Consider the following 26,816-nt stretch of genomic DNA (forward strand, 5'->3'; position numbering starts at 1 on the left):
CGCGCCTCATCAGACAGGAGAGTACAATGAGCGGAGTTCTCGACGCGCAGGCCGCGGCCGATCTCGACGGCGTGATCTACGACTTCATCGTTCCGGCCAAGGAGCCGTGGAGCCGCGTGATCAAGGCGGGCGAGATCTTGCGGATCATCGATCTGGAAGGCCAGCAGGCCGTCGACTTCCTGTGCTTCAACGCGGCCGACCCCGGCGACCGCTACAGCTCGATGAACACGATCAAGGTGCAGGGCAACACGTACGTTGCCAAGGGAACGGTGCTCTACAGCGACAGCGGCGCGAAGCTCTTCACCGTAATCGAGGACACTTTGGGCCAGCACGACACGGTCTATGGCTGCTGCAGCAACCCGAACAACTTCCTTCGCTACGGCGTACACACGACCGAGAGCTGCTATTCGAACTTCCTGAAGGAGCTGTCTAAGCATGGCCTCGATCGCAGCGCGATTGTCGGCAATGTGAATTTCTTCATGCAGGTGCCGATCATGGCCGATGGCGGAGCCGGAATCGCGGCCGATATCTCGGCGCCCGGCGGCTATGTCGATCTCCGGGCCGAAACCGACGTGCTCGCTGTGCTGTCGAACTGCCCGCAGATGCACAATCCCTGCAACGCCTACAATCCGACGCCCATCCGCGTGATCGTCCGCAACGTGGCCTGACCGCACGGCATCAATCAGACTTCAAAGGAGCCCGCGAGGACATCGTGGCAGCAAAGATACGCGTCCATATTCAGGAAAATGACGGCCCCAACGCGATCTATCGGATCGACGCCGAGAAGTATCGGCGGGAGAGTGCGGCCTACCAACAGATCGCCGACCGGCTTGAGGTCTCGTTCGGTGCGACAGACGAGGAAGCGGATGCCGGACTTGAGGCGGCTGAGGTGGTCCTGTGCGGCTATTTCAACAACAAGGGACTCGCCGAGCGCGCGCCGCACCTGCGCTGGGTCCAATCGATCTTCGCCGGCGTCGACAAGCTCATCCCGGCCATTCCGCCGGGCGTGACGCTGACCAATTCGAGCGGCATCCACGCCCAGAAAGCGGGTGAATACGCGATGGGCGCGATCCTGATGCTGAACAGCGCCCTTCCACAGTTCGTGGAAGCGCAGCGGCAGACGAAATGGGAGCAGATATTCACGCCCTCGGTGAGCCGGCGGACGGTGCTGATCCTGGGGGCAGGGCGGTTGGCGAGCGCTGTCGCGCGTCATGCCAGTCACTTCGGCATGAGGGTAATCGGTGTTGCCCGCTCGGGTGGCGCTCGCCCCGATTTCCCGGAATGCTATCCGGTGGATCAATTGCCGGAACTCCTGCCGCAAGCCGATTTCCTGGTGTTGATGGTGCCCAACACAGCGGAGACGAACGGGTTGATCGGCCGTCGTGAGCTCGATCTCCTGCCTTCGCATGCCGGTGTCATCAGCCTTGGGCGATCGCAGGTGATGGACCACGGCGCGCTTATCGAGAAGCTCGAAAGGGGAACTCGGGGGCGCCTTCCTCGACGTCTTCGACAAGGAGCCGCTTCCTGCGAATTCTCCGCTCTGGAAGACGCCCCGCCTCTTCATCAGTCCGCATTGCGCGCTCGATGACGGACCGGACTACGTCAGGCTCAGCCTCGACATGTTCTTCGACAACATGCGCCGTTACCTGGACGGCGAGCCGCTGCGGAACGTGGTCGATACGGGGCGGGGTTACTGATGACCGAGGTCTACAGCATCCCGCAAGTTCTCCGGCGCATCCGTACCGAAGCGCCGTGCCTGACATTGCCGCTGATGAAGGGCGCGACGGGTCTTCCGATCGTTTGCAACTGGTGGCCGACGGCTATCAGGATCTCAAGCTGCTATCGATAGCGACCATGCTCGAAAAGACCGGCACGGCCTGATCCCGCCGTTCAGGCGTCAAGCTTCGCCAGAATGGCCTGGGCGGTGCGGGTGTTATGTTCCTTCAGCCGCCTGGACAGTTCGGCACCGTCCCGCTGGCGAAGCGCATCCATGATCCAGGCGTGCTCCTTCGCGGATTCGCTCCACCGGTTCTGGTCGTCGTTCACCATGTAACGAGCCCTCTGCAGCTTGGCGAAGAGCTGGTTGTAGGTGTTCAGCAGGACCGCGTTTCCACTGAGCCCGATCATCGACTGGTGGAAAGAGATGTTCAGCTCGAAATAGCTGTTCCGGTCGGCGGCATCGCGCTTGCTGCTCATCTCGGTCGTGATCTGATCGAGACGGGCAATATCTACGTTCGATACTCGATCGCAGATGAGGGGACCGGCGAGTTCTTCCAGCGCGCCGAGGACGTCGAAGGTCTGTGCGATCTCCTTGGGAGAGATCCTGGCGACGGTGCTGCCGCGGTGCGGCCGCATCTCTACCAGCCCTTCGGATGCCAGTATCTTCAGCGCTTCGCGCAAAGGAGTACGGGAGACGCCAAAGACTTCGACCAGTTCATGTTCTGTGAAACGCGCGCCTGGCTCCAGTTCACAGCGTATGATCATCTGCCGAAGTCGGCTGACAATGTCGTCGTGAAGGGAAGACGATGAAGAAGGGCCGAGGCTGTCCAGTTCTTTGCGATTAAGTTGGGTATTCATCAGCCGGTCGCTCTAGAAAAATGGAAGGCGCGCCTGAATCTTCAGCGGCGGGAATCACGTTAGCACTGCCATTGCGGAGCCCACCACTTATTCTCGGCATTCCCGTGCTCTTGCGCACACCTCAAATGCGTATAATCCAATCTGATGCAAATGAATGCATCAATGTAATTTTGTATGCAATAATTGACGAGGCATGTAGGGGCTCGGTATTTTGCGATGCAAGCACCGGCCCTTCTCTCTGAAGCGGGATTGGGGCGCTGTCTTCCTGGCTCGGATTAGCGAGATCATCGTGACGTCATCCAAAGCCGTTCGTCTTGGCATGCTCACGCCATCGTCCAACACGGTGCTCGAACCGCTCACGTTCGCGATGGCGTCGTCCGCACCCGAGGTGACCGCGCATTTCTCCCGCTTTCGGGTCACGCAGATCGGATTGTCCGCGGCAGCGCTCGACCAGTTCGAGGCCGGCGGAATTCTCGCGGCTGCCGATCTGCTCGCGGACGCGAATGTGGACGTCATCGCCTGGAACGGAACGTCGGCGGCATGGCTGGGTTTCGATCGCGACGAGGCCCTCTGTGACATGATCACCCAGCGCACCGGCATTGCCGCGTGCACGGCGGTGCTCGCGTTTCGCGAATTGTTCGACGCCCATGGTTTGAAGCGGATAGGCCTGGTGACGCCCTACACCAGGGATGTTCAGCAGAAGATCATGGCGAACTGGGATGAGGCGGGCTTTTCGTGTACCGCCGAGCGTCACCTCGACCTCAGCGAGAACTTCTCATTCGCCGAGGTCGGCGAGGATCAGATCGCTGACATGGTGCGCGATGTTACGCGCGAGGGATGCGACGCAGTGGCGATCGTCTGCACGAACCTGAACGGCGCGGCTCTTGCTCCCCGGCTGGAGCGAGAGCTCGGGATACCCGTCCTGGATTCGATTTCGGTCACGTTCTGGAAGTGCATGGCGCTCGCCGGCCGGCGCCCGGCGGACCTGTCGGATTGGGGCGGTCCGTTCAGCCTTGCGGGGGAATTGGGCCGGGAGGAGGCTTGATGGCGGAATTCGATCTCATCCTGCGCGGCGGCACGGTCGTCACCGAGGCGGATACGACGCGGTGCGATGTCGGCATCAGGAACGGCAAGATCGTCGCGCTGGCCGATGATCTCGGCACAGCGGCGGCCGAGGTGATCGACGCGACGGGAAAGTGGATCCTGCCGGGCGGCATCGACAGTCATGTCCATCTCTCGCAACCGTCCGGCCCCGGCATCAAGATGGCGGACGATTTCGAGACCGGCACCCGGTCCGCGGCCTTCGGCGGCAATACGATGGTGCTGCCGTTCTGCCTACAGCAGAAGGGGCAATCCCTTCGCGAAGCGCTGAAGCACTATCACGCCGAAGCGGACGGGCGCTGCTACACCGACGTCTCGTTCCACCTCATCATCAGCGACCCCAGCGAGCAATTGCTCGGTCAGGAATTGCCGGCTCTGGTGCAGGACGGGTACACCTCGTTCAAGGTTTTCATGACCTACGAGGACCTGCGGCTCTCTGACCTCGAATTGCTTCAGGTCATGGATGTCGGACGCTCGACCGGCGCGCTGGTCATGGTTCATGCGGAGAACCACGACGCCATACGCTTCCTGACCGAGCGTCTGGAGCGAGAAGGCCGCACCGCGCCCCGTCATCATGCCACGTCGCGGCCGATCGCCGTCGAACGCGAGGCGACCCATCGCGCGATCTCGCTGGCGGAGATCGTCGACGTGCCGGTGATGATCGTCCACGTCTCGAATCGAGAGGCGATCGAGGAGATCCGCCGCGGCCGCCAGAAAGGGCTGAAGATCTTTGGCGAAACCTGCCCGCAATATCTGGTGCTCACGGAAAGCGACCTCGATGGCCTGAACATGGAGGGAGCGAAATATGTCTGCTCGCCTCCGCCGCGCGACCAGGAGAGTCAGGATGCCTGCTGGCAGGGGATCGAGGACGGGACATTCGATGTCTATTCGTCCGATCACTGCCCGTTCCGCTATGAGGACGCGGCGGGCAAGCTGGCGCCCAACGGACGAACGAGCTTCCGCTGGATACCCAACGGCATCCCCGGAATAGCGACCCGGTTGCCGATCCTGTTTTCGGAAGGCGTGGTGAAGGGGCGGATATCACCCCAACGGTTCGTCGCCCTGACCTCGACCAACCACGCACGCGCCTACGGTCTTTATCCCCGCAAGGGCACGATCGCGATCGGCGCAGACGCGGACATCGCGATCTGGGACCCCGCCAGGACCGTGACCATTACGCACGATCTCCTTCACGACGGCTGCGACTACACCCCCTATGAGGGGATGGAGATCACCGGCTGGCCAATCACCACCATCGTGCGTGGCGTAACGGTGGTCCTCGACGGAGAGCTCGTCTCGAACAAACCCCAGGGGACGTACATCCCCCGGGAACTGTCCGAATTCGTCAGTCGGCCGGTCATGCTCTCCTGATCGCGAGATACCAAAATCTGCAGAGACGGAGGGACCTGACTTGGGAAGGTTGGAAGGGAAACTGGCGCTCGTCACCGGCGCGGCTCGTCGCGACAGCATCGGCCGGGCAATCGCACTGTGTCTCGCGGAGGAGGGGGCTGACGTCGTCGTCGCCGATTTCAACCGAGCGGAGGAAGCCGAGGAAATCGTGCGCGAGATCGAAGTGCTCGGCCGCCGCGCGTTCGCAGTCGCAGGAAACGTTTCGCTCGTCGCGGACTGCCGAAGGCTTGTGCCGGAGGCCGTGGCCCTGCTGGGTGGCCTCGATATCCTGGTCAATAATGCCGGCTACTCGCATCACCAACCGGTGCTCGACATCACCGAGGCCGATTATGACGAGATGCTGGACCTCAATCTCAAGGGCCCTTTCTTTTTGGCCCAGGCAGCCATCCCGCATCTGATGAAGCGCGCCGGCGGGCGGATCATCAACATATCGTCCGAACAGGCCTACATCGGCGATCGTGGCCTGCCGCATTACAGCGCCGCCAAGGCCGGGATGATGGCGATGTCCAGATCCCTCGCCCTCGCGCTGGCTCCGAACATAGCCGTGAACTGCGTCGCGCCCGGTCCAACGGCCACCGGCCGCTTTCGCGCCGGTCCCGAATACACCGACGAAATCCGTGACCGGATACCCCTGAAGCGCTGGGGCGAGCCGCGAGACGTCGGCCGCTCCGTCGTCTTTCTCGCGTCATCCGACGGCGACGCCTTCACCGGGCAGGTGCTGGATCCGAATTGCGGAACCGTGATGCCCTGACCCAGGGCGGGCCTGGATCGCCGAGCAGGAATGCCTGCTTACAGCGGCCCGCTCGCGATGATCCTGACCGGCCGCTCCCAGATCAGCAGGGCAACGCAGCCCTCGTCGCTCCAGACGTCGTGCGAAGTTCCGGGCGGGTTGATCGTCAGCGAGCCCTTGTCGTAGCGGCCGCGCTCGTCGGATTGCGAGCCGTCGAGGATCAGGACGTGCTCGAAGCCGGTGTGCTCATGATAGGGCACGCGGGCGTTTTCCTCGTAGCGCAGGATCGCCGCCGCCGGGCCGTCGCCCGAGCCGTAGAGCGGGTGGATGGTGACGCCGGGGTGAAAGGGCTGGAAATCGAGCTTTTTCCAACCGCCGTCGATGAGATCGCCGAGGAGGAGCGGGTCGATCATTCTGCTGCGTCCGCGAGAGTGAGTGCGCTGGCGGCCTCGGCCGCCGTCGCGGTCCAGCCGACGATCGCGCCCTGGGCGCGGATCATGTCGATGGTCGCCGCCTTGAACTCCGGGAAATAGCTTTCGGTCGCGTCCTCGACGAGGAGGCACGAATAGCCGCGGTCGTTCGCTTCACGCATGGTCGTCTGCACGCACACTTCGGTCGTGACGCCTCCGAACAGCAGATGCGTCGTGCCCCAGGATTTCAGGATGTCGCCGAGCGGGGTTGCGTAGAACGCGCCCTTGCCCGGTTTGTCGAGCACGGTCTCCCCCGGCAGCGCCGCGAGTTCGCCGATGATCTCGACGCCCGGCTCGCCCGAGATCAGGACCCGGCCCATCGGCCCGTCGTCGCCGATGCGGAGCGAGGGTTCACCGCGCTCGCGCTTGGCGGGCGGGCAGTCGGACAGGTCCGGCCGGTGGCATTCCCGGGTGTGGACGATCGGGATGCCGTGCGCGCGCGCGGTGTCGAGCAACAGCTTCGCGCCTGGGATGATGGCGCGCAGCAGAGACACGTCGTTGCCGAGCGTCTCGCCGAAGCCGCCGGGCTCCATGAAGTCGCGCTGCATGTCGATCATGATCAGAGCCGTCTTTCCCGGCGGGAAGGAATAGGCAAACGGCTGCGCGGAAGAGATCGTGGCCATCAGCCGTGCCCCACCATGTGACGGCCGATATCGAGCGCGTCGGCGCCTGGTCCCGGCGTTTCGTGGACGATCTCGCCGTGATGCATGACGACGATGCGGTCGGAAAGCTCCATCACCTCGTCGAGGTCTTCGGAAAGGAGCAGGACCGCCGTCCCGGCATTTCGCGCGGCAACAATGCGGGCGCGGACTTCGGCGACGGCCTTCACGTCCAGGCCGAAGCAAGGGTTCGAGATGACCAGGAGGTCGACCTCGCCGTCGAACTCGCGGGCGAGGGTGGCGCGCTGGACATTGCCACCGGACAGCGCGGCGATCGGCGCTTCGGGCGAGGGTGTGCGGACGCCATAGGACTGGATCATGCCGAGCGCGCGCTCGTTCATGCCCTTGAGGTCGAGCCAGCGGCGCGGACCCTTCTCGTCGTGGTCGAAGCGGCGCAGATTCATGTTCGCCACCACGCTCATCTTCGGCACGCTGGCATTCCTCAGGGGCTCCTCCGGGAGGACGCGGACGCCCAGTCTGCGCGCCTCGTCCCGGCCACCGTGATAGGGCGCGCCGGAGACGAGGACGTCTCCGCTTGCAGGAGAACGCTGACCGCCGAGCACTTCGACGAGGTCTTTCTGGCCATTGCCCGACACGCCCGCGACTCCGACGATTTCGCGTGGGCGGACGACGAGCTTGTCGATCGAAAGGCCGAAGCGGCCAAGTTCGCCTTCCGTTTTCAGATTGCGGATGGCGAGACGCTCCTCTGCGTCCGGGCCTCCCAGGCGCTCGACCGGCTTTGGCGCGTGCGGCTCGCCGATCATCATCGCCGTCAGTTCTTCAGGCCCCAGTTCCTTGGCACTGCCGGAACCGGCGAACTTGCCCTTGCGGAGCACGGTGACGTCGTCGGCATAGGCCGCGACCTCCTTCAGCTTGTGGGTGATGATCACGACGGTGATGTCGCCCATCTCGACCAGCGAGCGGACAAGCCCCAGCACTTCGGCCGCTTCCTGCGGGGTGAGGGTCGAGGTCGGTTCGTCGAGCACGATCAGGCGACGGTTGAGATAGAGCTGCTTGAGGATCTCGGTCTTCTGCCGCTCGCCCGCCGCGAGTTCGCCGACGGGAACGTCCATCGGGACGAGGAAGGGCATGTTCTTCAGGAAGTTGAAGAGCTGCCTGCGCTCCGCCTTCCAGTCGATGATGCCCGGGACATTCGAGCGCGACATCACCAGGTTCTCTGAGGCCGTCATCGATGGGACGAGCGTGAAGTGCTGGTAGACCATGCCCATGCCGAGCGCGTCCGCGTCGGCGGGCCGGGCGATGGTCGCCTCGCGGCCCTCGACGACGAAATCGCCCTCGTCGGACTTGTAATAACCGAGCAGGCATTTGACGAAGGTGGACTTCCCGGCTCCGTTCTCGCCGAGCAGCGCATGGACGGTGCCGCGGCGGATCTTGAGCGAGACATTGTCGAGCGCGACGAACGGGCCGAAGCGCTTGGTGACGCCGATCGCCTCGACCTCAAGCGCGCGGTGGGCGGGCTTGTCGTGGAAGACCGGGTCGAGCGCGGCGCTCATGGCAGCGCCTCGATCAAGTCATCCGAGGTCGCGACCGCGCCGAATACGCCACCCTGCATCTTGATCATGTCGATCGCGGCGAGGTGGTTCTCGGTCTTGGTCGCGCCGGTGCAGTCCGACAGCAGCAGGCACTCGTAGCCAATGTCGTTGGCGTCGCGCATCGTGGTGTGGACGCAGACATCGGTCGTGACGCCGGTCAGCACGATATTGCGGATGCCGCGCGTCTTCAGCACGAGTTCGAGATCGGTCGCGACGAACGAACCCTTGCCCGGCTTGTCGATGATGACCTCGCCAGGCTCCGGCTGAAGCTCGGGGATGATCTCCCAGCCCGGCTCGCCGCGCACGAGGATGCGGCCGCAGGGGCCCTGGTCGCCGATGCCGGCGCCGATGCGCTGCGAGCGCCAGCGCTTGTTGGCGGGAAGGTCGGCCAAGTCCGGGCGATGGCCCTCGCGGGTGTGGATGATGTGATAGCCCTTGCTCCGCATCACCGAGAGCAGGCGGCGTATAGGCTCGATGGGCGCACGCGTGTTCGAGATGTCGTAGCCCATCACGTCGACGTAGCCGCCGGGGGCGCAGAAATCGACCTGCATGTCGATGACGATCAGCGCCGTGTTCTCGGGGCGGAGATCGCCGTCGAACGGCCAGGGATAGGGATCGGACTTGATGGTCCGTCCGTTCGGCACGAAGGCGGCGGCGATGCGTTCGTCGTCGAGCGTATCCGTCATCATTGGCCTCAGCGGGTCAGCGACAGCTCCCCCGGCATGCCGCGCAGGACGCGGCCGGGAGCGACGGTCAGGATCATGATCAGAAGGGTCAGCGCGTAGGGCGCGGCATAGAACAGGTAATAGCCTTGGGTGATGCCGACGGTTTGGAGTGACGGGCCGAGTGCGCCGGCCGCGCCGAACAGGAGCGCCGCCGCCGCGCAGGCGAGCGGGTTCCAGCGGGCGAAGACGACGAGCGCGACCGCGACGAGCCCTTGGCCGGAGGAGAGGCCCTCGTTCCAGCTGCCCGGATAGGACAGCGACAGGAACGAGCCGCCGACGCCCGCGAGCGCGCTGCCGATCGTCGTCGCGATCACGCGCACCCGGTCGATGGGCAGGCCCATCGCCTTCGCGGCATCGGAGGAATCCCCGACGATGCGGACGACGAGGCCAGTACGTGTGTTCTTGAACGCCCAGGTCATCACGAAGGCTACGAGAAGGCCGATGAAGAAGAGCGGGCTGACGTCGAGCGCGCTGCGGATCTGCGGCGCGTCGGACCAGAAGCCGAGCGGGATGACGGGAAGTTGCGGCGCCGAAGGCTGTATGTACGGCTTGCCGAAGAAGAAGGCGATGCCCGTGCCGGCCAGCATGACGGCGATGCCCATGGCCACGTCGTTGACGCGGGCGAGGCTGCAGACGAGACCGTGCAGGAGGCCGAGGCCGCCGCCCGCGACGAGCGCGGCGAGAACGCCGATCCAGGCGCTGCCGGTTTCATAGGATGCTGCGTAGCCGGTCATGGCGCCGAGGACGAGCGCGCCCTCATTGCCGAGATTGATGCGCCCCGATTTCTCAGTGAGGCACTCGCCGAGGCTGACGAACAGGAACGGCGTCGAGACGCGGAGAGCGCCCGCGATCAGCGCGACGAGGACCATGCCGACATTGTCCATCAGGCGGTCCCCCTCGGCTGGAACCAGCGGAAGCGGCCATAGATCGTCTCGCTGGCGAGGATCGAGACGAAGATGAAGCCCTGCAGCACCAGCACGGTCGCGTCCGGAAGTCCGAGGCGGCGCTGGACGAGTCCGCCGGCCGCCGAGATGCCGCCGAGCAGGATCGCCATCGGGATCGCGCCGAGCGGAGACTGGCGCGCGAGAAAGGCGATGAGGATGCCGGCATAACCGTATCCTGCCGCGAGCGAGGCATTCGCGGAGCCGTGCACGGCCGCGACCTCGATCATGCCGGCAAGACCGGCGCACGCTCCGCCGAGCGCGCAGGCGATGACGATCAGGCGGTTGGCGGGCAGGCCCTGCAGCAGTGCGGTGCGCAGGTTTCCGCCAGTGACGCGCCAAGCGAAGCCGAAGCTCGTGCGCTGGATGACGATCCAGAACCCAATACAGGCGACGAGTCCAAGGACGAGGCCCGGATGAATATTCATGCCCGGAAGAGAGCCGAGCATGTTGGCCTCGCCGATCGGCAGGGTCGACGGCTTGTTGAGACTGGCGGGGTCGCGCAGCGGGCCTTCGACGAGATGGTTGAAAACGGCCAGCGCGATATAGGCGAGCAGGAGAGAGGCGATGGTCTCGTTGATGCCGCGATAGGCGCGGAGCCAGCCGGTCAGGCCGATCCAGAACGCGCCGACGAGCGCTCCGGACACGGCCATTGCGAGGATGACGAGCGGCGGGAACAGAGCAGACAGGGAAGCTCCGATCACCGCCGCCGCCAGCCCCCCAAGCACGACCGCGCCTTCGCCCCCGATGACCACGAGGCCGAGTTGTGCAGGCAGGGCGACGCAGAGAGCGGTGAGGAGAAGCGGCGCGGCGCGCTGCAGGGTGTTCTGGAACGAGAACCAGCTACCGAAAGCGCCGCGCCAGACAAGGCTCGCGAAGTCGAGCGGCGAGGTGCCGAGGAAGACGAGGAAGATCGCGAAGCCTGTGGCGGCGATGAGAAGTGCCGCGACGGGAACGAGCAATTGCTCGAGAAGCCGCCGGAACGGATAGCCCCAGTCGCCGGCGGGCTGTTTCGGTTGGGCGGTCGCCTTTGATGCCGCCTCGCTCGACATCGCGATCGTCATGGCTCAGCCGATCGCGCCGATGATGCCTTCGACGAGGTAGTCCGTGCTCTCGAGCTCGATTGCCGTCTCGGGATAGGACTTGCCGGCCGGGATGACCTCCTTGCCGATATTGGACTTCAGCGGTCCCTTGAACACCGCATAGTCCGGGCTCTTGATCATCTCGGCCTTGACCGAGTCCGCCTGCTTGCGAGCCTCTTCCGAGACGGCGGGACCGTATGCGGACGTCTTGACGAACCCGTCGGACAGTCCGCCACGAACGAAGTTCGGCAATGGCTTGCCGGCCTGTGCCTCGGTGACGAATGCTTCGTAGACCTTCGACCAGTTCCACTCCGCGCCGGTGAGATAGCCCTTCGGCGCGAGCTTGGACTGGTCGGCGTGATAACCGGTGCAGAAGATGCCACGGCGCTCCGCGGTCTCCATGATGACCTTCGGGCCGTCTACATGGCAGGTGATGACGTCGACGCCCTGGTCGGCGAGGCTGTTGGTGGCCTCCGCCTCCTTGACGGGGAGGGACCAGTCGCCGGTGAAGATGACTTGGGTCGTGATGGTCGGGTCGACCGACTTCGCGCCGAGCGCGAACGAATTCACGTTGATTAAAACCTGCGGGATCGGCTTCGCGGCGATGAAGCCGAGCTTCTTCGTCTTCGATGTGTGCGCGGCGACGATGCCGGAGAGGTACTGCGCGCGGCCGATATAGCCGAAATAGGAACCGGTGTTCTTCGGATGCTTGCCCTCGGTCCAGAGGCCGCCGCAATGACGGAACTGCACGTCCGGATATTTCGCCGCGACCTTCAGCATATGCGGGTCGAAATAGCCGAAGCTGGTCGGGAAGATGAGCGACGCGCCATCGAGCTCGATCATCGATTCCATGGTCTTCTGGACGTCGAGCGTCTCGGGGACCTTCTCCTCTTCCAGTACGGTGACGCCGGGGATCTTCTTGATGATCGTGGCGCCCTCGGCATGGGCTTGGTTGTAGCCGTAGTCGTCTTTCGGCCCGACATAGATGAAGCCGACGACCAGATCCTTGGCGAAAGCCGGCCGCGATGTCCCCAGGCCGGTCGTGGCCACGGCCGTTCCGGCGGCCATACCCTGCAGAAGCGTACGACGGGAGACAAGGTGCTGGTCACGCATCGGCTGCAACTCCGGTCCAGGCGGCATCAGGTGACGGAGACGCTAACGGCGTTCGTGCTGCAATCCAGTGCTTCTTTTCGAGCGCGGTGTTGCCTAAACTGCAACAGGGTTCGGTTCGATGAAGCATCTCAGGACGCTCGAATACATTCTTGGCGTGGCGCGCTCCGGCTCGATCCGCAAGGCTGCCGAGCAGCTCAACATCACGCCGTCCGCGTTGACGCGGCAAGTGCAGGATTTCGAGCTTGAGCTCGGCGGGCCCATCTTCGAGCGGCTGCCGCAGGGCATGCGGCTGAACGCGGCTGGCGAACTGCTGGTCCGGCACATCCAGACGCAGGTGTCGGATTTCGAGCGTTTCCGCTCGCAGATGGCCGACCTTTCCGGCGTGCGGCGCGGTCACGTCACCGTCGCTTGCAGCCAGGCCTTTGTCGATCATGTGCTGCCGCAGGAGATCGATGCCTATCGGACGCAATTCCCGCTCGTCTCGTTCTATGTGCAAGTGCGCGACCACGCCCAGGGCGTCGGCGCGCTGACGAGCTTCGAGGCCGACTTGGCATTGCTGCTGGAGCCGCCGCCCTCGCCGGACATGGACGTGCTGTTCAGCGCCCACCAGCCGCTTTGCGCGCTGATGCGAAGCAATCATCCTTTGGCCGCGCAGGGCCCGGTCCGCCTGCGCGATTGCCTGAACCATCCGCTCGGCATGCCCGACCGCTCGCTCGCCGTCCGTCACAGCCTGGATGCCGCGTTCGCCCGGATGCGGCTGACACCGAACATCGCGCTGGAATCGAGCTCGCTCGAACTGCTGCGCATCTACACGCTGCAGGAGCACATCGTCTCCTTCCAGGTCTCGATCGGCATCCCGGCCGGTATTCCGGATCTAGTGCTTCGCCCGATCGACGAAAGGGACATCGCGCCGATCCAGGTCATCCTCGCGCAATTGCGCGGACGGACATTGCCGATCGCCTCCGCGAAGTTCGCCGACCAGCTTTCGCGAAGTCTGGCTGGCTTCGAAGGCTAGTGGCCGGCGACGCCCGTTCCAAGTAGCGCGCCCGTGCCTGTTCCTATCTGGAGAGAATGCGTCGCCCCGGTGATGAGATTTGCGGGGTTGCCGATGAGATCCGCCGCAGCGCGGCAATCAGCGGCGAGGCATCCCGTGGACGAGGTTGAGCCACCGCCATTGCCCTGGAAAGTGAAAAAGCCCGGATTGGTCGTTGGAGAGAGTCTGTCGGTAAAGGAGATTGAATCACCGTTCAGGGAACGGCTCGCCGCATTGATGTTGTCGAACGTTACATCGACCTGCGGTCCGGAAAGGTCCGGCGTCACAGTCAGCCGAAAATCATAGCTACCCATCTGGTTCCGACCTTCCGCGCCGTACACGTTGATCGACTGATTTGCGCCAAACCGGTCTCGCGTCCCCGCATCATAGAGAACGGCTCCGGTCTGGCTGAAGGTGACCGTGTCTCCCAGATGGGCGGCCATCTCATAGGTGCCGATTTCCAGGCCGATATTGTTGGTCACGCCCGATCCTTGGAGTAGCGGAGGCGGCTCGGCGACTTCCTGATCGACCTGGCTCTGGTCCTGGATCGCCGTCGTCTTCAGTTTCGACAGATTTTCGGACGAGAGCGCCGCCGATTTTCCCTCGACGTCGCTTTGGCCGCTCGCATCCGCGGCCCTCTGGCCGATGCGGGTCGAATTTTGCGAGCCCGAGGCCGTGCTGTGCCCCTGGATGTTCTGGTTGAAGAGGCGTTCCACCTCCGGACTGATCCGCATCGGCTGCAGCGGCTGCGCGTTCTGGCTCGGGACGAACGTCACGAAGCCGTTCCGGGAGATCGTCACCGAGCCTTGGCCGTTGCCGACCTGCATGCCGCCTTCGCGGTCGATCGTGTTGCGGTCGTTGCCCGGACCGCGCAGCAGGATGAAGGTGGCGGTGTCAGGATCGGCCTTCGAGACGTCATAGCCCTGAGCCTTCGCCAATTGAATCGCGGCCAGGCCTACGAGGACGTCCGCCGTCGTGCCGCGGATGCCGATGGTCGAGGAGGGGGTCTTCAGGTTGATGTTCTGCGGCTGGTTCTTTGCCGCGAAGCCGGAGACGTAACGCAACGCGCCCTTGGTCACGGTCGCCGCGAGGGCTCCGGTGCCGGCGTTGGGGTCGTAGACGAAGTTGTCGAGCGTGATCTGGCAGTCGGCGCCGATGGTGAAGGTGGTCTCGTCGCGCAGCAGGACCTGCATGCCGGAATTGGCCTGGCTGCTAACCCTGTCGCCCGTGAACATCGTATCCCCGGCCCGGGCGTCGTAGGTGCGCGCCGAACTCTGCACGCCGACCCTGCCGCGCACGGCGGCGGAGACGCCGATCTCGGGAGCGGCCGTCGCCGTCGCTCCACCTGTGAAGACGGCTGCGCCTGCGACGAGAGAGGTGAGCAGGAAGCGGACCGGGAAGATACGTTGCTGGATCACGTCGCGCTCCTAGAAGGCAAACCGCTGGACGAGAAGAATCTCGCCGCCGATGTTTTCGTATTCGAAATTCGGGATGTTCGAGTCCTGCAAGACGTATTCGACGGAAGGCTGGAACACGACCCGGCCCACGAAGGGTTGCAGATCCACGCCGGCCCATCCCGCCAGGGTTCCGAGCGGCACGCCATATGTGGCCTTGGCCGCGAGGTAATCGTCCTCACGGGTGATGGTTGGCGAGTACACCGGGTCGGGGGCGTCGAATTGGAAGTTGGCGTAGATCACGCGCCCGGCGACGAACTGGCCCTTCGGCAGGAGATATTGGGCGCGGGCCTCCAGCTCTAGCCCGTCATAGGCGTACTGCTCGACCTCCGCCGCCTTGTCCATGAAGCGGGCGGCGAAGAGCGTCTGGAACCTGTCGCTGCCGTCGAAGATGAAGCCGCCGCCGAACTTCAGCCGTTCGCCTGTCCGCATCTCCGATCCGGGGCTTAGTTCCGTCTCGTCGTACCATTGCATGACGCCGTCGAAGTCCGAGAACACCTTCAGCCGGTCGCTGACGCCGGTCAGGACGCGGATATTGCCGCCGGCCTCGCGCTGGAACATGTCGTGCTCCTGGGCATAGCCGCCTACGCGCGCCGTCGTCTGGATGTTGAAACGGCCGAGAACGACATCGAAGCCGGTCTGGATGCGCGCGTAGGAGAGGGTGTACTCGGTCAGGTCGGCCTGCTCGATCGTCCCGAGATCGGCGCTGAAATAGATCCGCCGGAATGTCTGGCTGTCGAGATCGTGCTCTCCGTAAACGCTCGCGCTGACCACGCCCGCCGCATCCGGCTCCGGATCGCCCGGCATGTCGACTGGAACGCCGAACAGAAGGCCGTCCGAGGAAGCGGGATCGAAATTCCGGTTGGAATCGTAACGTCCGCCGACCGCGATCGTGGCGCCGAACCGCGTGGGATCCATGCGCTGCCCGACGGCTTCGTCGTAGCTCGCGAGTTCGTCGAGGAGACCTTCCGGAAGGTTTCGCCGTTTGAGGACCTCGACCTCCCGTTTCGCGCCGACCATATCGTCGAGCCTGAAGAGCACCGCGACATAGAGGAGCCGAACCTGGTCGGCTTCGGGCTGAACGAGCAGGACACGCTCCAGTTGTGCCGCGGCAGAGTTGAGGCGGCCGGCGCGGATCAGATGGTCGACATAGAGGATCGTCAGATTGAGGTCGTTTGGGGAACGAAGGACGTCCGCATAGGTTGGCGGGCTCGCCGGCTGCTGGGCCGAGGCGAACGAGACTGACGCCAGCAAAACGCAACAGATGACTGGCACAGTCCGCATCGCGCCCCCCACGAGCAGATACCGCATCTCAGGGTAGTGGGTATTAACGACTTGTCAATAATGCCGGTTTGTGCATTCCGCAGGCCTGATTCGTGGCTCGTATCGGCGCCGTTCGGTCGTCCCTACAAATTGGTGCGCCGGCAGGCCGCGATCCTTTCGCCACCATCTCCGCGGCGCTAGCATCCCGGACCTGTGGGAGAGGGTTTCCAATGGCGCATCAGTCCATTTTCGGCGGGCCGGTTTTCGATATGGCACGTCAGCAGTTCGAGAGCGTGGCAGACATCCTCGAAATCCCAGATCATGAGCGAGGGCGGCTGCTCTATCCCAAGCGCGCGATGGTGGTCACTTGCCCGATCATCCGAGATGACGGGCAGGTCGCGGTCTTCGAGGGCTATCGCGTCCAGCACCATCTGACGCTCGGCCCGACCAAGGGCGGGACGCGGTTCGCGCCGAACGTGGATATCGGCGAGGTCGCGGCGCTGGCAGTCTGGATGAGCTGGAAATGCGCTTTGGCGGGGCTCCCTTATGGCGGCGCCAAGGGCGGCATTGCAGTCGATCCTCGACTGCTCTCTCGCCGCGAGCTCGAAATCCTGTCACGCCGCTACATGCAGGAGATGATCCCCTTTGTCGGCCCGCATACCGACGTGATGGCGCCGGATCTCGGCACCAACGAGCAGGTGATGGCGTGGTTCATGGACACCTATTCCATGTATCAGGGCCGCACGGTCACCGAGATCGTGACCGGCAAGCCGGTGTCGACCGGCGGCACGCTCGGCCGGCGCGACGCGACCGGTAACGGCGTGGCGCATCTGATCGGCCGGGCCATGCTCGAGATGGGGATGGACCCTCGCCATGCGACCGCGATCATTCAGGGCTTTGGCAATGTCGGTTCGGTCAGCGCCACGACGCTCGACCGGCAAGGGGTGACGATCACCGGCATCAGCGATCGCACGATAGCGCTCTACGATCCGAAGGGCTTCGATGTCGAGAAGGCGGCTGAATATGTCGCCGAGCACGGCGTGCTCAAGGGCTTCGCCGACCAGGCGGAGATCTCACCGGACGATCTCTTGATCCAGCCCTGCGATATCCTGGTCCCGGCAGCGGTTGAGCAGGTGATCACCGGCAAGAATGCGGGTCTCATCAAGTGCCGGATCCTGGCCGAGGCCGCCAACGGCCCGACGACGCCGGAGGCGGATGCGATCCTCGCGCAGCGGCCGGACGTTTTCGTCATCCCAGACATTCTCTGCAATGCCGGCGGCGTCATCGTCTCCTACTTCGAATGGGTGCAGGACCTGCAGCAGTTGTTCTGGAACGAGGACGAGGTATTGGAGCGGCTCTACCAGATCATGGACCGTGGCTTCGACGAGGTGAGGCGGCTCGCGGCGCGGAAGGGGATTTCGAACCGCAACGCGGCCTTGTCGGTCGGCGTCGAACGAGTGCGCAACGCCAAGAATACGCGCGGCCTTTTCCCGTAGCCGCAACTCGCCTTGCAATTTGCGACGCATTTCGCGGGAACGTCATCTGCATGCCACCAGATGTGCGCCGCTCTCGGCTGCGGCCACGAGATATCGCGCCGCTCCGTCTGGCAAAGCCCTTGCTGTACTGGGCACGCCCGGCAGTCAGGTATTGCGTCGCCGGAGAAATTTCAGCGGGAGAGCCAAGGCTCTCCCGCTTTCATTTCAGGCCATGGCCTTGACGCGAACCTTGACCGCGATTGGTCCGGTATCGCCGACATCCTCGACGTAATGGACCTGATCGCCGCGCTTCAGCCGGTCGAAATCGCCGGCGAGCAGGCTGTTGCGGTGGAAGTAGAGCATGCCGCCCTCCTTCGTCAGCAGAAAGCCGAAATCGCCCGCCGGGTCCATTTCCGCGATCTGGCCGAGGAATTGGTTGGCGATGTCGCGCTGCGGCGCCTTGGTGCGGCCCTTGAGCTGTTCCTTGAAATCGAGGAGCTGGCGCTCGGCGATACGGAACGCCTCGTTGATGGCAACGCGAATATCAGGCGTCTGGAACTTCTGCTGGAGATGTTCAGGCTCATGGCTGACCACGATATCCTTGTGGCCGGGCACGCCGATCTCGATACGGATGACCGGGGGTACCGAGAGCGCGTTCTTGGCACGCTGGTCGACGCGGACCCGACAGGTGACGATACGATCGAAAATGGTTTCGAGCTTGGCCACCCGTTCGCGGATGGCTTCTTCGGCCCATTGGCTGCTCTGGATGTTGTGGAAAGCGATCTCGACCGGCACCTGCATAGGCATCCCTCCCGACGCTGTCTGACACACAGCTTTTCATCCAAATGTCATTTGGGCAACGTCCGGCGCGAAGAGTTGTTCGAACGAAAAAGGCCCGCCGGGACGAACCAGGCGGGCCTTTCTCAAATCGATCGGACGCTTATTGCGGCTGCTGCTGTTGCTGTTGCTCGGCATTCAGCAGCGGCGTGATGTTGCGCAGCGTCACGCGGCGGTTCTCCGCGCTCGGACCTTCGGTATCGACGCGCAGATATTGCTCGCCGTAGCCTTGGGTCACGAGATTCTCGGCCGGGATCTGGTAGGTCTCGCTCAGGATTGCGGCGATCTCTTCAGCGCGGCGGTCCGACAGCGACAGATTGTCGATGTCCGAGCCAACGGCGTCGGTATGGCCCTCGATGAGGAACACCTCGTTCGGGTTCTTCTCGATGACCGCACCGAGGGCCTGCGCCAGTTCCTGCAGCTTCTGCACCTGATCCGGCGGTACGGTGAATTCGCCGAACTCGAAGTTGATCGTGTTGACGTCGACCGAGCGAACGCGGTCGCGCAGCCGGACGTTCTGACGAACCTCTTCGAGGGTGTAGGGCCGGTCGATCGCCTCCACGGGAGGCGCCTCGAACGCTTCGTAGTAATCGTCGTAACCGGCACGATCGGCCTCGACGATGTACTCCTCGCGCGGAATGCCGACGCGAACCGGCGGCAGGTCGAGATAGATGCTCAGCCCCGGACGGCGCGGCCGGTTGTCGATGAGCACATAATCGCGACCGCCCTGGCGGCGGATGCGGCGAAGCAGGCGGCCGTTATCGTCCTGGATCGTGACGATCTCGACGCCACCGGGACGCCGGATGACCGTTTCGATCTCGTTGCCGCGGCGGTCGACACGCACGTCCTCGGCGCGACGGCGCAGACGCTCCGTCTCGTCGTGGCGGATGATGGTGCGGCCGTTTTCGCGGATGATCGTGCGGTCGTCGCCTTCACGGATAATCAGGCGATCGCCCTGCCGCTCCTCGCGGCGGCCGAACTCCTGGTCGAAGCGGCGGTCGCGGCGATCGTCGTCACGACTCTCGCGGCGCTCGGGATCGAAGCGACGGAACTCGCCTCCGCCCTGGCGCTCGGCGCCTCCGCGGAACTCCTGGCCGGGCTCGCGCACCGGACCGGGAGTGTCCGGACCGAGCCGCGGGTCCGGGCCACGACGGCCATCCGCACCCGAACGATCGTCCGGTATCGGGCGTCCGTCGGGACCGAGGCGGCCGTCTGGTGCCGGACGTCCATCGGGGATCGGACGTCCATTGGGACCGGGCTGGGCGTCGGGGCCGAAGCGGCTGTCCGGACCGGGGCCGCCACGGCCGTCGGGGCCGGGACGCCCATCAGGTGCTGGGCGTCCGTCCGGACCCCGACGACCTTCACCCTGACGACCTTCGGGACGGCGATTGTCACGCTGACCGGGTGTCTGGATGCCGGGCGGGATCGGAGGCTCACCGGGCGATACCCCGGTCGACGGCGCGGGAGGCGCGTCAGGGCGCTGGACGCGCGGCTGTTGCTGTTGCGGCGTAGGCGGCACTGACGCGGGCGGAGTCGCGGCCGGAGGCGTGGCCTGCGGCGGCACGGGCGGAACCGGCGGCTCCGGGCCACGCTGAGGCTGGTCGGGACGGCCCTGGCCGCGCGGCTGCTGGCCCTCTTCGCGGCGCGGACGATCGGGGCGCTGCCGGGGCTGCTGGTCGGGCGCCTGCTGAATCTGCGGCGCGCGCGGAGTTGGAGGAGCTTCCTGGACCTGCGGCGCACGCGGAGCTTGCGGCGGCGCTTCCGGAGCCTGCTGCTGCGGCTCACGCTGGCGGCGCTGGTTGCCATCCGGTTGACCCTGCTCGCCGCCACCTTGACGGCGTTCGGGGCGCTGCTGCTGTTCGCCGCCACCCTGCCGTTCGGGGCGCTGGCGCTGCTGCTCTCTTCCGCCTTCATTGCTGGGGGCGCGACGCTGGCCACCTTCGCTGCCGTCGCGCTGCTTTTGCTGCTGCTGGCCCTCGCCCCGAGGGCGCCGCTGCGGGGGCTGCTCGTCGGCGGGGGCGCCGGCTTCGGGCGGCGGCGGGGCCTGCGCGAGAAGAACCGGCGCATTCGCTGCATCGAGCGCCCATGCCGCAACGGGCAGGGCGCTAGAAATCACGGTGCCAGCAAGAAGTACAATTCGGATCGGTTTCATCCCTAGACCTATTTCAAGTTGTCCGGATCATAAGATGGCGTCAGTTCTTATCCGCTTTGTGTCGTTTTAAGGACATGAATACAAATAGTTTTCTGAACATCTGTTCAGAAAGCGGGCATACTAAGTATTTGGCAGTTCGTGGAAGAAAGAGCGGCTCCGGCAGCTTGCGTTCAGGCCGTTAATGCCGCGATGGGGGGATGGTTCCAAATAAAAATGGGGCGCATGGCGCCCCATTATTGTCAGTCGAATATCTGGTCAGTTCAGGCCGGCCATCTTGGCGCGCTGCTTCACGAGAGCGAGCACGACGTCGAGAGTCGGGGTCGCCACATCGAGCATGCGGCCCATTTCCTGGACCACCGTGACGAGCGGCTCGATCTCCATCGGGCGGCTGCGCTCCAGATCCTGCAGCATCGAGGTCTTGTGGGCGCCGACCGCGCCCGCGCCATTGATGCGACGCTCGACATCGACGCGGAAGCTGACGCCCTGCTTGGTCGCGATGTCCTGGGCTTCGAGCATCATCGCCTTGGCGACGGCGCGAGTGGCCGGATCGGACGCGATGATGTCGAGCGTCGCATGGGTCAGTGCGCTGATCGGGTTGAAGCAGAGGTTGCCCCACAGCTTCAGCCACAGCTCGTCGCGGATGTTCGGCATCACCGGAGCGCGCAGGCCACCAGCATTCATGACTTCCGCGAGGCGCTCGATGCGCGGCGTGGTCTCACCGGAAGGCTCGCCGATCGGGAATTTGTCACCGTAGACGTGCTGGATGACGCCCGGCTCGACGACTTCCGTCGCCGGATAGACGATGCAGCCGATCGCGCGCTCGGGACGCAGTGCCTGCCACTGCTTGGCGCCCGGATCGATCGACTCGAGCGTACGGCCTTCGAGATTGCCGCCGAACTTGTAGAAGTACCAGTAGGGCACGCCATTGACGGCCGTGACGACCGAGGTGTCGTTACCGAGAAGGGGCTGCATCGAGTCGACCACGCTCGGCACCGAATGGGCCTTGAGCGCGATGATGACGTAATCCTGCGGGCCGAGTTCCGACGGATCGTCGGTGCAGTTGAGGTGTTGGACGCGTTCCTCGCCGTCGATGAGCAGCTTCAGGCCGTTCTTCTTCATCGCTTCGAGATGGGCGCCGCGTGCGACGAGGCTGACTTCAGCGCCGGCCTGAGCGAGCTGAACGCCCATATAGCCGCCGATTGCGCCCGCGCCGTAGATGCAGATCTTCATTGTCCCCTCCTCGTCGGGCCGGCCTCCTGCGGAACACGCATCATGACCGGCGCCAATTTCAACCGGGGAGAGCGCCGTGGCGCTCTCCAAACTTTTGGTGTCGTGGGCATGATGCTCGGAACTGCCCGCGATGCAAAGCCTTGGCCTTCAGCCGATCTCGTGACCCGACAGAAGCTCGATCGCCTTGATGAGCGCCGAGTGGTCGAGGGCAGCACCGCCATTGGCGGCAAGACCGTTCATTAACTGCGCGGCATTGGCCGTGTTCGGAAGCGCGACGCCGAGGCTGCGCGCACCGTTCAGGGCGAGCGACAGGTCCTTCTGGTGCAGCTCGATCCGGAAGCCCGGATTGAACGTGCGCTTCACCATGCGCTCGCCATGCACTTCGAGGATGCGCGAATTGGCGAAGCCGCCCATCAGCGCCTCCCGGACCTTGGCCGGGTTGGCGCCGGCCTTCGAGGCGAAGACGAGGGCTTCGGCCACGGCCTGGATGTTGAGCGCGACGATGATCTGGTTGGCGACCTTCGTGGTCTGGCCATCACCATTGCCGCCGACGAGCGTGATGTTCTTGCCCATCTTCTCGAAGAGCGGCTTCACTTCGTCGAAGATGGCCTGGTCGCCGCCGCACATGATCGTCAGCGAGGCGGCCTTGGCGCCTACCTCACCACCCGAAACCGGGGCGTCGATGTACTTGCCGCCGAGCTCTTCGATCTTCTTGGCGAACTTCTTCGTCTCGATCGGCGAGATCGAGGACATGTCGACGACGATCTTGCCGGCCGAGAAGCCCTCGGCCACGCCCTTGTCCCCAAACAGGACCGCCTCGACGTGCGGGGTATCTGGCACCATGGTGAAGATGATGTCGGCGGCTTGGGCGACCTCGGCCGCGCTGCCGGCCTTCTTGCCGCCCGCCGCGACGAGATCTTCCGGCACGCCTTCGATCGTGTAGAGGTGGACAGTGTGCCCGGCAGCGATGAGGTGGCCGGCCATGGGCTTGCCCATGATGCCGAGACCGATAAAGCCGAGTGTCTTAGCCATTACGAACTCCCTGGATTGTCGTTTCGAAGCGGGTGCGAGCGACTTACTTCGGCAGCCAGCCGAGGCCCGCGACCGTATCGGTCTTCGGTTTGTACTCAGCGCCGATCCAGCCCTGATAGCCGATCCGGTCGATGAAGTCGTAGAGGAAAGGATAGTTGATCTCGCCGGTGCCCGGTTCGTTGCGGCCGGGATTGTCGGCCAGCTGGATGTGGGCGATCTTGGCGAGGTTCGCCTCGATCGTGCGGGCGAGGTCACCCTCCATGATCTGCATGTGGTAGATGTCGTACTGGACGAAGACGTTGTCGGAACCGACTTCCTCGATGATCGCGAGCGCCTGCTTGGTCGAGGTCAGGAAGAAGCCCGGGATATCGCGGGTGTTGATCGCCTCGATCAGGAGCTTGATGCCGGCGGCCTTCAGCTTTGGAGCGGCGTATTTCAGGTTCGCGACGACCGTCTTGTGGGCGGTCGCGGCGTCGATCCCCTTCGGGATGCCAACGAGGCAGTTGACCTGCTTGCAGCCGAGCGTGTTGGCATAGGCGATCGCCTTGTCGACGCCAGCCTTGAACTCTTCCACTCGGTCCGGGAACACGGCGATGCCGCGCTCGCCGCCGGCCCAGTCGCCGGCCGGCAGGTTGTGCAGGACTTGGGTGAGGCCGTAGGCTTTCAGTTTCGCGGCAAGCTCGTCAGCCGGGAAATCATAGGGGAAGAGATATTCGACGCCCTTGAAGCCCGCCTTGGCCGCCGCCTCGAAACGGTCGAGGAAGCCGACTTCGTTGAAGAGCATGGTGAGATTAGCCGCGAATTTCGGCACAGACGTCCTCCGTCAATGATGGTCTGAAGAGCGGATAGCTCCGGCCGATTACTCGGCCGGAACGCTCTCGACGTCGAGGATTTCCTCGAACTCGTTGATCTTGTCGATTTCGACGCCCATCGCGATGTTGGTGACGCGCTCGAGGATGAACTCGATCACGACCGGCACCTGATGCTCGTCCATCAACTCTTTCGCACGAGCGAAGGCGTCCTGGAACTCGTTCGGCGACTTCACGCGGACCGCCTTGCAGCCGAGGCCTTCGGCAACCGCCACGTGGTCGACGCCGTAGCCGGCCTGGCCGCCGTCCGCCTCGTCGAAGTTGATGTTCTCAAAGGCGAGTGACACTTCGAAGTCCATCTCGAAGCCGCGCTGCGCCTGACGGATGAGGCCGAGATAGGAGTTGTTCACGACGACATGCAGATACGGCAGCTTGTGCTGCGCGCCGACCGCGAGCTCCTCGATCATGAACTGGAAGTCGTAGTCGCCCGACAGCGCGACGATGTTGGCTTCCGGGCGGGCGGCGCGGACGCCGAGAGCCGCCGGGAGCGTCCAGCCGAGCGGGCCGGCCTGGCCGCAATTGATCCAGTTGCGCGGATTGTAGACGCGGAGGAACTGGGCGCCGGCGATCTGCGAAAGGCCGATCGTCGTGACATAGGTCGTGTCGCGGCCGAACGCCTCGTTCATTTCCTCGTAAACGCGCTGCGGCTTCAGCGGCACGTTGTCGAAGTGCGTCTTGCGCTGCATGCGGCGCTTGCGGTCGAGGCACTCCGCGGCCCAGGCGCTGCGGTCCTTCAGCTTGCCGGCGGCCTTCAATTCCTTGGCGGCCACGACGAGCAGTTCGAGCGCGGCCTTTGCGTCGGAGACGATGCCGAGATCCGGGCCGAACACGCGGCCGATCTGGGTCGGCTCGATGTCGATGTGAACGAACTTTCGGCCCTTGGTGTAAACTTCTACCGAACCGGTGTGGCGGTTGGCCCAGCGATTACCGATGCCGAACACGAAGTCGGAGGCCAACATCGTCGCATTGCCATAGCGGTGCGACGTCTGCAGGCCGCACATGCCGGCCATCAGCTTGTGGTCGTCCGGGATCGTGCCCCAGCCCATCAGGGTCGGGATGACCGGGATACCGGTGATCTCGGCGAACTCGGTGAGGAGGTCGGACGCACCGGCATTGATGACGCCGCCGCCGGAGACGATCAGCGGCTTCTCGGATGTGTTCAGAAGCGCCAGCGCCTTGTCGATCTGGTTGCGCGAGGCCGTCGGCTTATAGACGGCCAGCGGCTCGTAGGCATCCTCGTCGAACTCGATCTCGGCGGTCTGCACGTCGACGGGAAGGTCGATCAGGACCGGACCCGGGCGGCCCGAGCGCATCAGGTGGAAGGCCTGCTGGAAGACCATCGGAACGAGCGCCGGCTCGCGGACGGTGACGGCCCATTTGGTGACAGGCTTGGCGATCGATTCGATGTCGACGGCCTGGAAGTCTTCCTTGTAGAGACGTGCGCGCGGCGCCTGGCCGGTGATGCAGAGGATCGGGATCGAGTCCGCCTGAGCCGAATAAAGGCCGGTAATCATATCGGTGCCGGCCGGGCCGGACGTTCCGATGCAGACGCCGATATTGCCATGCACGGCGCGGGTATAGCCCTCCGCCATGTGCGAGGCGCCCTCGACGTGGCGGGCGAGCACGTGGCGGATCGAGCCGCGCGCTTTCATCGCCGAATAGAGAGGGTTGATGGCCGCGCCCGGAACGCCGAAGGCGCAATTGACGCCTTCCTTCTCCAGGACCCGAACAGCCGCATCGACGGCACGCATCTTGGCCATGGCATTCTCCTTGAACAGGCTCGCCAATCGGGGCGAACGAGATTATCAAATGATTTTGGGAAATGATCCCATTCGTGGCGTTCCGTGCCATAACTGGCACGCCGCCGCAATATGAAAAGAGGCTTGGGGCTTCAAACTAATCGGTCGATAAGGCCGCACCCGGGCGAAATGAGGACATGATGGGTTCAGCAGATGTTCCGGCCAGGAAACGCGGCCGACCGCCGACCGCAGGCTCCGAGCCCGGCGGTGAAGTGCAATCGCTCGACCGGGCGATCTCGATCCTCGACGTGCTGGCCAGCGCCGACGGTTTGCCGCTGAGTGAGGTAGGGCGCCGTCTTTCGCTGCCCACCTCCACGCTGCATCGTCTGGTGACGACGCTGGAGAAGCGGGAGCTCGTGAAGCACGACGCCCAGAGCGGTCTTTGGTCGGTCGGCGTCGGCCTGTTCCGGATGGGCTCGTCCTATCTGAGGACGCGAAAGCTCCCCGAGATCGGCCTTCCGATCCTGCGCCAGCTCAATGCCAGCCTGAACGAGACGGTCAATCTGTCACTACTGGAGGGCCGCGAAGTCGTCTGCGTCGCCCAGGTCGAGAGCCACGAACCGGTCCGGGCCTTCTTCCGGCTCGGCGCGCGGATGCCGGTCCACGCTTCGGGCGCTGGCAAAGCGCTACTTGCCGCATCAGCCGAGCGCAAGCAGGACGAATGGCTCGAGAGTCTGGACCTCAAGCGGTTCACCGACCGGACCTACACTAAGATGGCGGGGCTTCGCGCCGATCTGCAGCGGACCGCCCAGCGCGGCTTCGCCGTCGACGACGAGGAGCACGCTGTCGGCATGCGCTGCGCGGCGGCAGTGATCTTCAATGAATACGCCAATCCGGTCGGCGCGGTGTCGATCTCGGCTCCGACCATCCGCCTTCCGCTCGAAAGATTGGACGATCTCGGCGAGCGCGTGAGGGAGGCGGCGGCGCAATTGACTGCCCTTTATACAGGGGTGAAGCCGTAAATGACTGTTAACGCTCAGTAAAAACTTTCTTAATCAGAAGCATTGCAAGCGTCTTGTAGAACGTATACTGGATACCAATGGACCGCCGCTCGATCGGCCGGCTATTTCTCATGATCCGTCGCGCATAGACGCACCAACAAGACGGACGTGGATGAGGGGAGAAACGAAGATGGATTCCATTCACGGGCGTATTGCGGGCCGCGTCGGCTTCGCCGCTGTCGTTGCCGCCGGTCTTGGTCTCGGCACGACGGCCGCATTGGCCTGGGAGCCGACGAAGACGGTTGAGTTTATAGTACCGGCTGGGACGGGCGGCGGCGCGGACCAGATGGCGCGGATGCTTCAGGGCGTG

General features: G+C 64.2%; 25 protein-coding genes and 2 pseudogenes. 11 read left to right on the top strand and 16 right to left on the bottom strand.

Annotated elements, in window-relative coordinates; genetic code table 11:
• The first annotated feature begins 26 nt into the window (after positions 1-26).
• The 3 genes and pseudogenes from ACFPFW_RS18100 to ACFPFW_RS18110 all read left to right on the top strand — a co-directional run bounded on the left by ACFPFW_RS18100 (position 27) and on the right by ACFPFW_RS18110 (position 1,881).
• Entirely contained in the window at positions 27-668 is a 642-nt protein-coding gene (locus ACFPFW_RS18100; protein WP_114958508.1) for a DUF1989 domain-containing protein, read from the top strand.
• A 407-nt stretch (positions 669-1,075) separates the two neighbouring features.
• Positions 1,076-1,697: pseudogene (locus ACFPFW_RS18105) on the top strand (NAD(P)-dependent oxidoreductase).
• A gap of 55 nt (positions 1,698-1,752) precedes the next feature.
• Positions 1,753-1,881, top strand: a complete 129-nt coding sequence (locus ACFPFW_RS18110; RefSeq protein ID WP_379771767.1) for a hypothetical protein — start codon at positions 1,753-1,755, stop codon at positions 1,879-1,881.
• A gap of 9 nt (positions 1,882-1,890) precedes the next feature.
• On the opposite strand, the gene ACFPFW_RS18115 is transcribed toward ACFPFW_RS18110, so the two are convergent.
• Positions 1,891-2,577, bottom strand: a complete 687-nt coding sequence (locus ACFPFW_RS18115; protein ID WP_114958506.1) for a GntR family transcriptional regulator — start codon at positions 2,575-2,577, stop codon at positions 1,891-1,893.
• A gap of 319 nt (positions 2,578-2,896) precedes the next feature.
• Here ACFPFW_RS18115 and ACFPFW_RS18120 point away from each other — a divergent pair, with 319 nt between their 5' ends.
• From ACFPFW_RS18120 to ACFPFW_RS18130, 3 genes are read left to right on the top strand one after another with little or no spacing between them, the layout of a single operon-like run.
• Entirely contained in the window at positions 2,897-3,622 is a 726-nt protein-coding gene (locus tag ACFPFW_RS18120; protein WP_114958505.1) for a maleate cis-trans isomerase family protein, read from the top strand.
• Positions 3,622-5,049, top strand: a complete 1,428-nt coding sequence (gene hydA, locus ACFPFW_RS18125) for a dihydropyrimidinase (protein ID WP_114958504.1) — start codon at positions 3,622-3,624, stop codon at positions 5,047-5,049. The genes ACFPFW_RS18120 and hydA overlap by 1 nt, the downstream gene beginning before the upstream one ends.
• A gap of 40 nt (positions 5,050-5,089) precedes the next feature.
• On the top strand, positions 5,090-5,839 hold the full coding sequence (locus ACFPFW_RS18130; RefSeq protein ID WP_162799788.1) for an SDR family NAD(P)-dependent oxidoreductase: 750 nt from the start codon (positions 5,090-5,092) through the stop codon (positions 5,837-5,839).
• Between the two features lie 38 nt (positions 5,840-5,877).
• On the opposite strand, the gene ACFPFW_RS18135 is transcribed toward ACFPFW_RS18130, so the two are convergent.
• From ACFPFW_RS18135 to ACFPFW_RS18165, 7 genes are read right to left on the bottom strand one after another with little or no spacing between them, the layout of a single operon-like run.
• On the bottom strand, positions 5,878-6,231 hold the full coding sequence (locus ACFPFW_RS18135; protein WP_114958502.1) for a cupin domain-containing protein: 354 nt from the start codon (positions 6,229-6,231) through the stop codon (positions 5,878-5,880).
• On the bottom strand, positions 6,228-6,911 hold the full coding sequence (locus ACFPFW_RS18140; RefSeq protein WP_114958501.1) for a cysteine hydrolase family protein: 684 nt from the start codon (positions 6,909-6,911) through the stop codon (positions 6,228-6,230). The genes ACFPFW_RS18135 and ACFPFW_RS18140 overlap by 4 nt, the downstream gene beginning before the upstream one ends.
• On the bottom strand, positions 6,911-8,461 hold the full coding sequence (locus ACFPFW_RS18145) for an ABC transporter ATP-binding protein (protein ID WP_114958500.1): 1,551 nt from the start codon (positions 8,459-8,461) through the stop codon (positions 6,911-6,913). The genes ACFPFW_RS18140 and ACFPFW_RS18145 overlap by 1 nt, the downstream gene beginning before the upstream one ends.
• Entirely contained in the window at positions 8,458-9,186 is a 729-nt protein-coding gene (gene biuH, locus ACFPFW_RS18150; RefSeq protein WP_114958529.1) for a biuret amidohydrolase, read from the bottom strand. The genes ACFPFW_RS18145 and biuH overlap by 4 nt, the downstream gene beginning before the upstream one ends.
• Positions 9,187-9,194: 8 nt before the next feature.
• The gene (locus tag ACFPFW_RS18155) at positions 9,195-10,109 is read right to left on the bottom strand and encodes an ABC transporter permease (RefSeq protein ID WP_114958499.1); all 915 of its coding nucleotides are present in this window, start codon (positions 10,107-10,109) and stop codon (positions 9,195-9,197) included.
• On the bottom strand, positions 10,109-11,218 hold the full coding sequence (locus ACFPFW_RS18160) for an ABC transporter permease (protein WP_114958528.1): 1,110 nt from the start codon (positions 11,216-11,218) through the stop codon (positions 10,109-10,111). Before ACFPFW_RS18160 ends, ACFPFW_RS18155 begins: the two co-directional genes overlap by 1 nt.
• Positions 11,219-11,233: 15 nt before the next feature.
• Positions 11,234-12,361 carry a BMP family ABC transporter substrate-binding protein gene (locus ACFPFW_RS18165; RefSeq protein WP_114958498.1) on the bottom strand — a complete coding sequence of 376 codons (1,128 nt, stop codon included), beginning with the start codon at positions 12,359-12,361 and terminating at the stop codon, positions 11,234-11,236.
• A gap of 118 nt (positions 12,362-12,479) precedes the next feature.
• On the opposite strand from ACFPFW_RS18165, the gene ACFPFW_RS18170 reads away from it, so the two are divergent.
• Complete coding sequence (locus tag ACFPFW_RS18170) at positions 12,480-13,376, top strand: LysR family transcriptional regulator (RefSeq protein WP_114958497.1); 897 nt, start codon at positions 12,480-12,482, stop codon at positions 13,374-13,376.
• Here ACFPFW_RS18170 and ACFPFW_RS18175 read toward each other — a convergent pair.
• Together ACFPFW_RS18175 and ACFPFW_RS18180 are read right to left on the bottom strand one after the other, a co-directional pair.
• Complete coding sequence (locus ACFPFW_RS18175; protein WP_114958496.1) at positions 13,373-14,812, bottom strand: FecR family protein; 1,440 nt, start codon at positions 14,810-14,812, stop codon at positions 13,373-13,375. The genes ACFPFW_RS18170 and ACFPFW_RS18175 overlap by 4 nt on opposite strands.
• Positions 14,813-14,821: 9 nt before the next feature.
• Positions 14,822-16,132 carry a tetratricopeptide repeat protein gene (locus tag ACFPFW_RS18180; RefSeq protein WP_162799787.1) on the bottom strand — a complete coding sequence of 437 codons (1,311 nt, stop codon included), beginning with the start codon at positions 16,130-16,132 and terminating at the stop codon, positions 14,822-14,824.
• Positions 16,133-16,341: 209 nt separating this feature from the next.
• Between ACFPFW_RS18180 and ACFPFW_RS18185 the strand changes: the two genes are divergently transcribed.
• Positions 16,342-17,607, top strand: coding sequence for a Glu/Leu/Phe/Val family dehydrogenase (locus tag ACFPFW_RS18185; RefSeq protein WP_114958494.1), 1,266 nt, complete (start codon positions 16,342-16,344; stop codon positions 17,605-17,607).
• 204 nt (positions 17,608-17,811) lie between these two features.
• Here ACFPFW_RS18185 and ACFPFW_RS18190 read toward each other — a convergent pair whose 3' ends face one another.
• Both ACFPFW_RS18190 and ACFPFW_RS18195 read right to left on the bottom strand, forming a co-directional pair.
• Positions 17,812-18,387, bottom strand: a complete 576-nt coding sequence (locus ACFPFW_RS18190) for an HPF/RaiA family ribosome-associated protein (RefSeq protein WP_114958493.1) — start codon at positions 18,385-18,387, stop codon at positions 17,812-17,814.
• Between the two features lie 139 nt (positions 18,388-18,526).
• Positions 18,527-19,987, bottom strand: a complete 1,461-nt coding sequence (locus ACFPFW_RS18195) for an OmpA family protein (protein ID WP_114958492.1) — start codon at positions 19,985-19,987, stop codon at positions 18,527-18,529.
• Between the two features lie 183 nt (positions 19,988-20,170).
• On the opposite strand from ACFPFW_RS18195, the gene ACFPFW_RS18200 reads away from it, so the two are divergent.
• Positions 20,171-20,581, top strand: a complete 411-nt coding sequence (locus tag ACFPFW_RS18200) for a hypothetical protein (RefSeq protein ID WP_114958491.1) — start codon at positions 20,171-20,173, stop codon at positions 20,579-20,581.
• Positions 20,582-20,830: 249 nt separating this feature from the next.
• On the opposite strand, the gene ACFPFW_RS18205 is transcribed toward ACFPFW_RS18200, so the two are convergent.
• From ACFPFW_RS18205 to gcl, 4 genes are all read right to left on the bottom strand, one after another.
• On the bottom strand, positions 20,831-21,805 hold the full coding sequence (locus ACFPFW_RS18205; protein ID WP_114958490.1) for a 2-dehydropantoate 2-reductase: 975 nt from the start codon (positions 21,803-21,805) through the stop codon (positions 20,831-20,833).
• A gap of 147 nt (positions 21,806-21,952) precedes the next feature.
• Complete coding sequence (locus ACFPFW_RS18210; protein ID WP_114958489.1) at positions 21,953-22,837, bottom strand: 2-hydroxy-3-oxopropionate reductase; 885 nt, start codon at positions 22,835-22,837, stop codon at positions 21,953-21,955.
• Positions 22,838-22,880: 43 nt separating this feature from the next.
• Entirely contained in the window at positions 22,881-23,648 is a 768-nt protein-coding gene (gene hyi, locus ACFPFW_RS18215) for a hydroxypyruvate isomerase (RefSeq protein WP_114958488.1), read from the bottom strand.
• A gap of 48 nt (positions 23,649-23,696) precedes the next feature.
• Positions 23,697-25,466 carry a glyoxylate carboligase gene (gene gcl / locus ACFPFW_RS18220; RefSeq protein ID WP_114958487.1) on the bottom strand — a complete coding sequence of 590 codons (1,770 nt, stop codon included), beginning with the start codon at positions 25,464-25,466 and terminating at the stop codon, positions 23,697-23,699.
• 176 nt (positions 25,467-25,642) lie between these two features.
• Between gcl and ACFPFW_RS18225 the strand changes: the two genes are divergently transcribed.
• Together ACFPFW_RS18225 and ACFPFW_RS18230 are read left to right on the top strand one after the other, a co-directional pair.
• Entirely contained in the window at positions 25,643-26,467 is an 825-nt protein-coding gene (locus tag ACFPFW_RS18225; RefSeq protein WP_379771778.1) for an IclR family transcriptional regulator, read from the top strand.
• A gap of 169 nt (positions 26,468-26,636) precedes the next feature.
• Positions 26,637-26,816: pseudogene (locus tag ACFPFW_RS18230) on the top strand (hypothetical protein); the annotation flags it as partial.

Source organism: Flaviflagellibacter deserti (genome assembly GCF_042652085.1).
GTDB lineage: Bacteria > Pseudomonadota > Alphaproteobacteria > Rhizobiales > Methylopilaceae > Flaviflagellibacter > Flaviflagellibacter deserti.

What these genes read in the sequence shown, in the direction of transcription:
- ACFPFW_RS18100 (WP_114958508.1), top strand. Translation starts at nt 27, where the DNA reads ATGAGCGGAGTTCTCGACGCGCAGGCCGCGGCCGATCTCGACGGCGTG.
- ACFPFW_RS18115 (WP_114958506.1), bottom strand. Translation starts at nt 2,577, where the DNA reads ATGAATACCCAACTTAATCGCAAAGAACTGGACAGCCTCGGCCCTTCT.
- ACFPFW_RS18120 (WP_114958505.1), top strand. Translation starts at nt 2,897, where the DNA reads ATGCTCACGCCATCGTCCAACACGGTGCTCGAACCGCTCACGTTCGCG.
- hydA (WP_114958504.1), top strand. Translation starts at nt 3,622, where the DNA reads ATGGCGGAATTCGATCTCATCCTGCGCGGCGGCACGGTCGTCACCGAG.
- ACFPFW_RS18135 (WP_114958502.1), bottom strand. Translation starts at nt 6,231, where the DNA reads ATGATCGACCCGCTCCTCCTCGGCGATCTCATCGACGGCGGTTGGAAA.
- ACFPFW_RS18140 (WP_114958501.1), bottom strand. Translation starts at nt 6,911, where the DNA reads ATGGCCACGATCTCTTCCGCGCAGCCGTTTGCCTATTCCTTCCCGCCG.
- ACFPFW_RS18145 (WP_114958500.1), bottom strand. Translation starts at nt 8,461, where the DNA reads ATGAGCGCCGCGCTCGACCCGGTCTTCCACGACAAGCCCGCCCACCGC.
- biuH (WP_114958529.1), bottom strand. Translation starts at nt 9,186, where the DNA reads ATGACGGATACGCTCGACGACGAACGCATCGCCGCCGCCTTCGTGCCG.
- ACFPFW_RS18155 (WP_114958499.1), bottom strand. Translation starts at nt 10,109, where the DNA reads ATGGACAATGTCGGCATGGTCCTCGTCGCGCTGATCGCGGGCGCTCTC.
- ACFPFW_RS18160 (WP_114958528.1), bottom strand. Translation starts at nt 11,218, where the DNA reads ATGTCGAGCGAGGCGGCATCAAAGGCGACCGCCCAACCGAAACAGCCC.
- ACFPFW_RS18165 (WP_114958498.1), bottom strand. Translation starts at nt 12,361, where the DNA reads ATGCGTGACCAGCACCTTGTCTCCCGTCGTACGCTTCTGCAGGGTATG.
- ACFPFW_RS18170 (WP_114958497.1), top strand. Translation starts at nt 12,480, where the DNA reads ATGAAGCATCTCAGGACGCTCGAATACATTCTTGGCGTGGCGCGCTCC.
- ACFPFW_RS18180 (WP_162799787.1), bottom strand. Translation starts at nt 16,132, where the DNA reads ATGCGGACTGTGCCAGTCATCTGTTGCGTTTTGCTGGCGTCAGTCTCG.
- ACFPFW_RS18185 (WP_114958494.1), top strand. Translation starts at nt 16,342, where the DNA reads ATGGCGCATCAGTCCATTTTCGGCGGGCCGGTTTTCGATATGGCACGT.
- ACFPFW_RS18190 (WP_114958493.1), bottom strand. Translation starts at nt 18,387, where the DNA reads ATGCAGGTGCCGGTCGAGATCGCTTTCCACAACATCCAGAGCAGCCAA.
- ACFPFW_RS18205 (WP_114958490.1), bottom strand. Translation starts at nt 21,805, where the DNA reads ATGAAGATCTGCATCTACGGCGCGGGCGCAATCGGCGGCTATATGGGC.
- ACFPFW_RS18210 (WP_114958489.1), bottom strand. Translation starts at nt 22,837, where the DNA reads ATGGCTAAGACACTCGGCTTTATCGGTCTCGGCATCATGGGCAAGCCC.
- gcl (WP_114958487.1), bottom strand. Translation starts at nt 25,466, where the DNA reads ATGGCCAAGATGCGTGCCGTCGATGCGGCTGTTCGGGTCCTGGAGAAG.
- ACFPFW_RS18225 (WP_379771778.1), top strand. Translation starts at nt 25,643, where the DNA reads ATGATGGGTTCAGCAGATGTTCCGGCCAGGAAACGCGGCCGACCGCCG.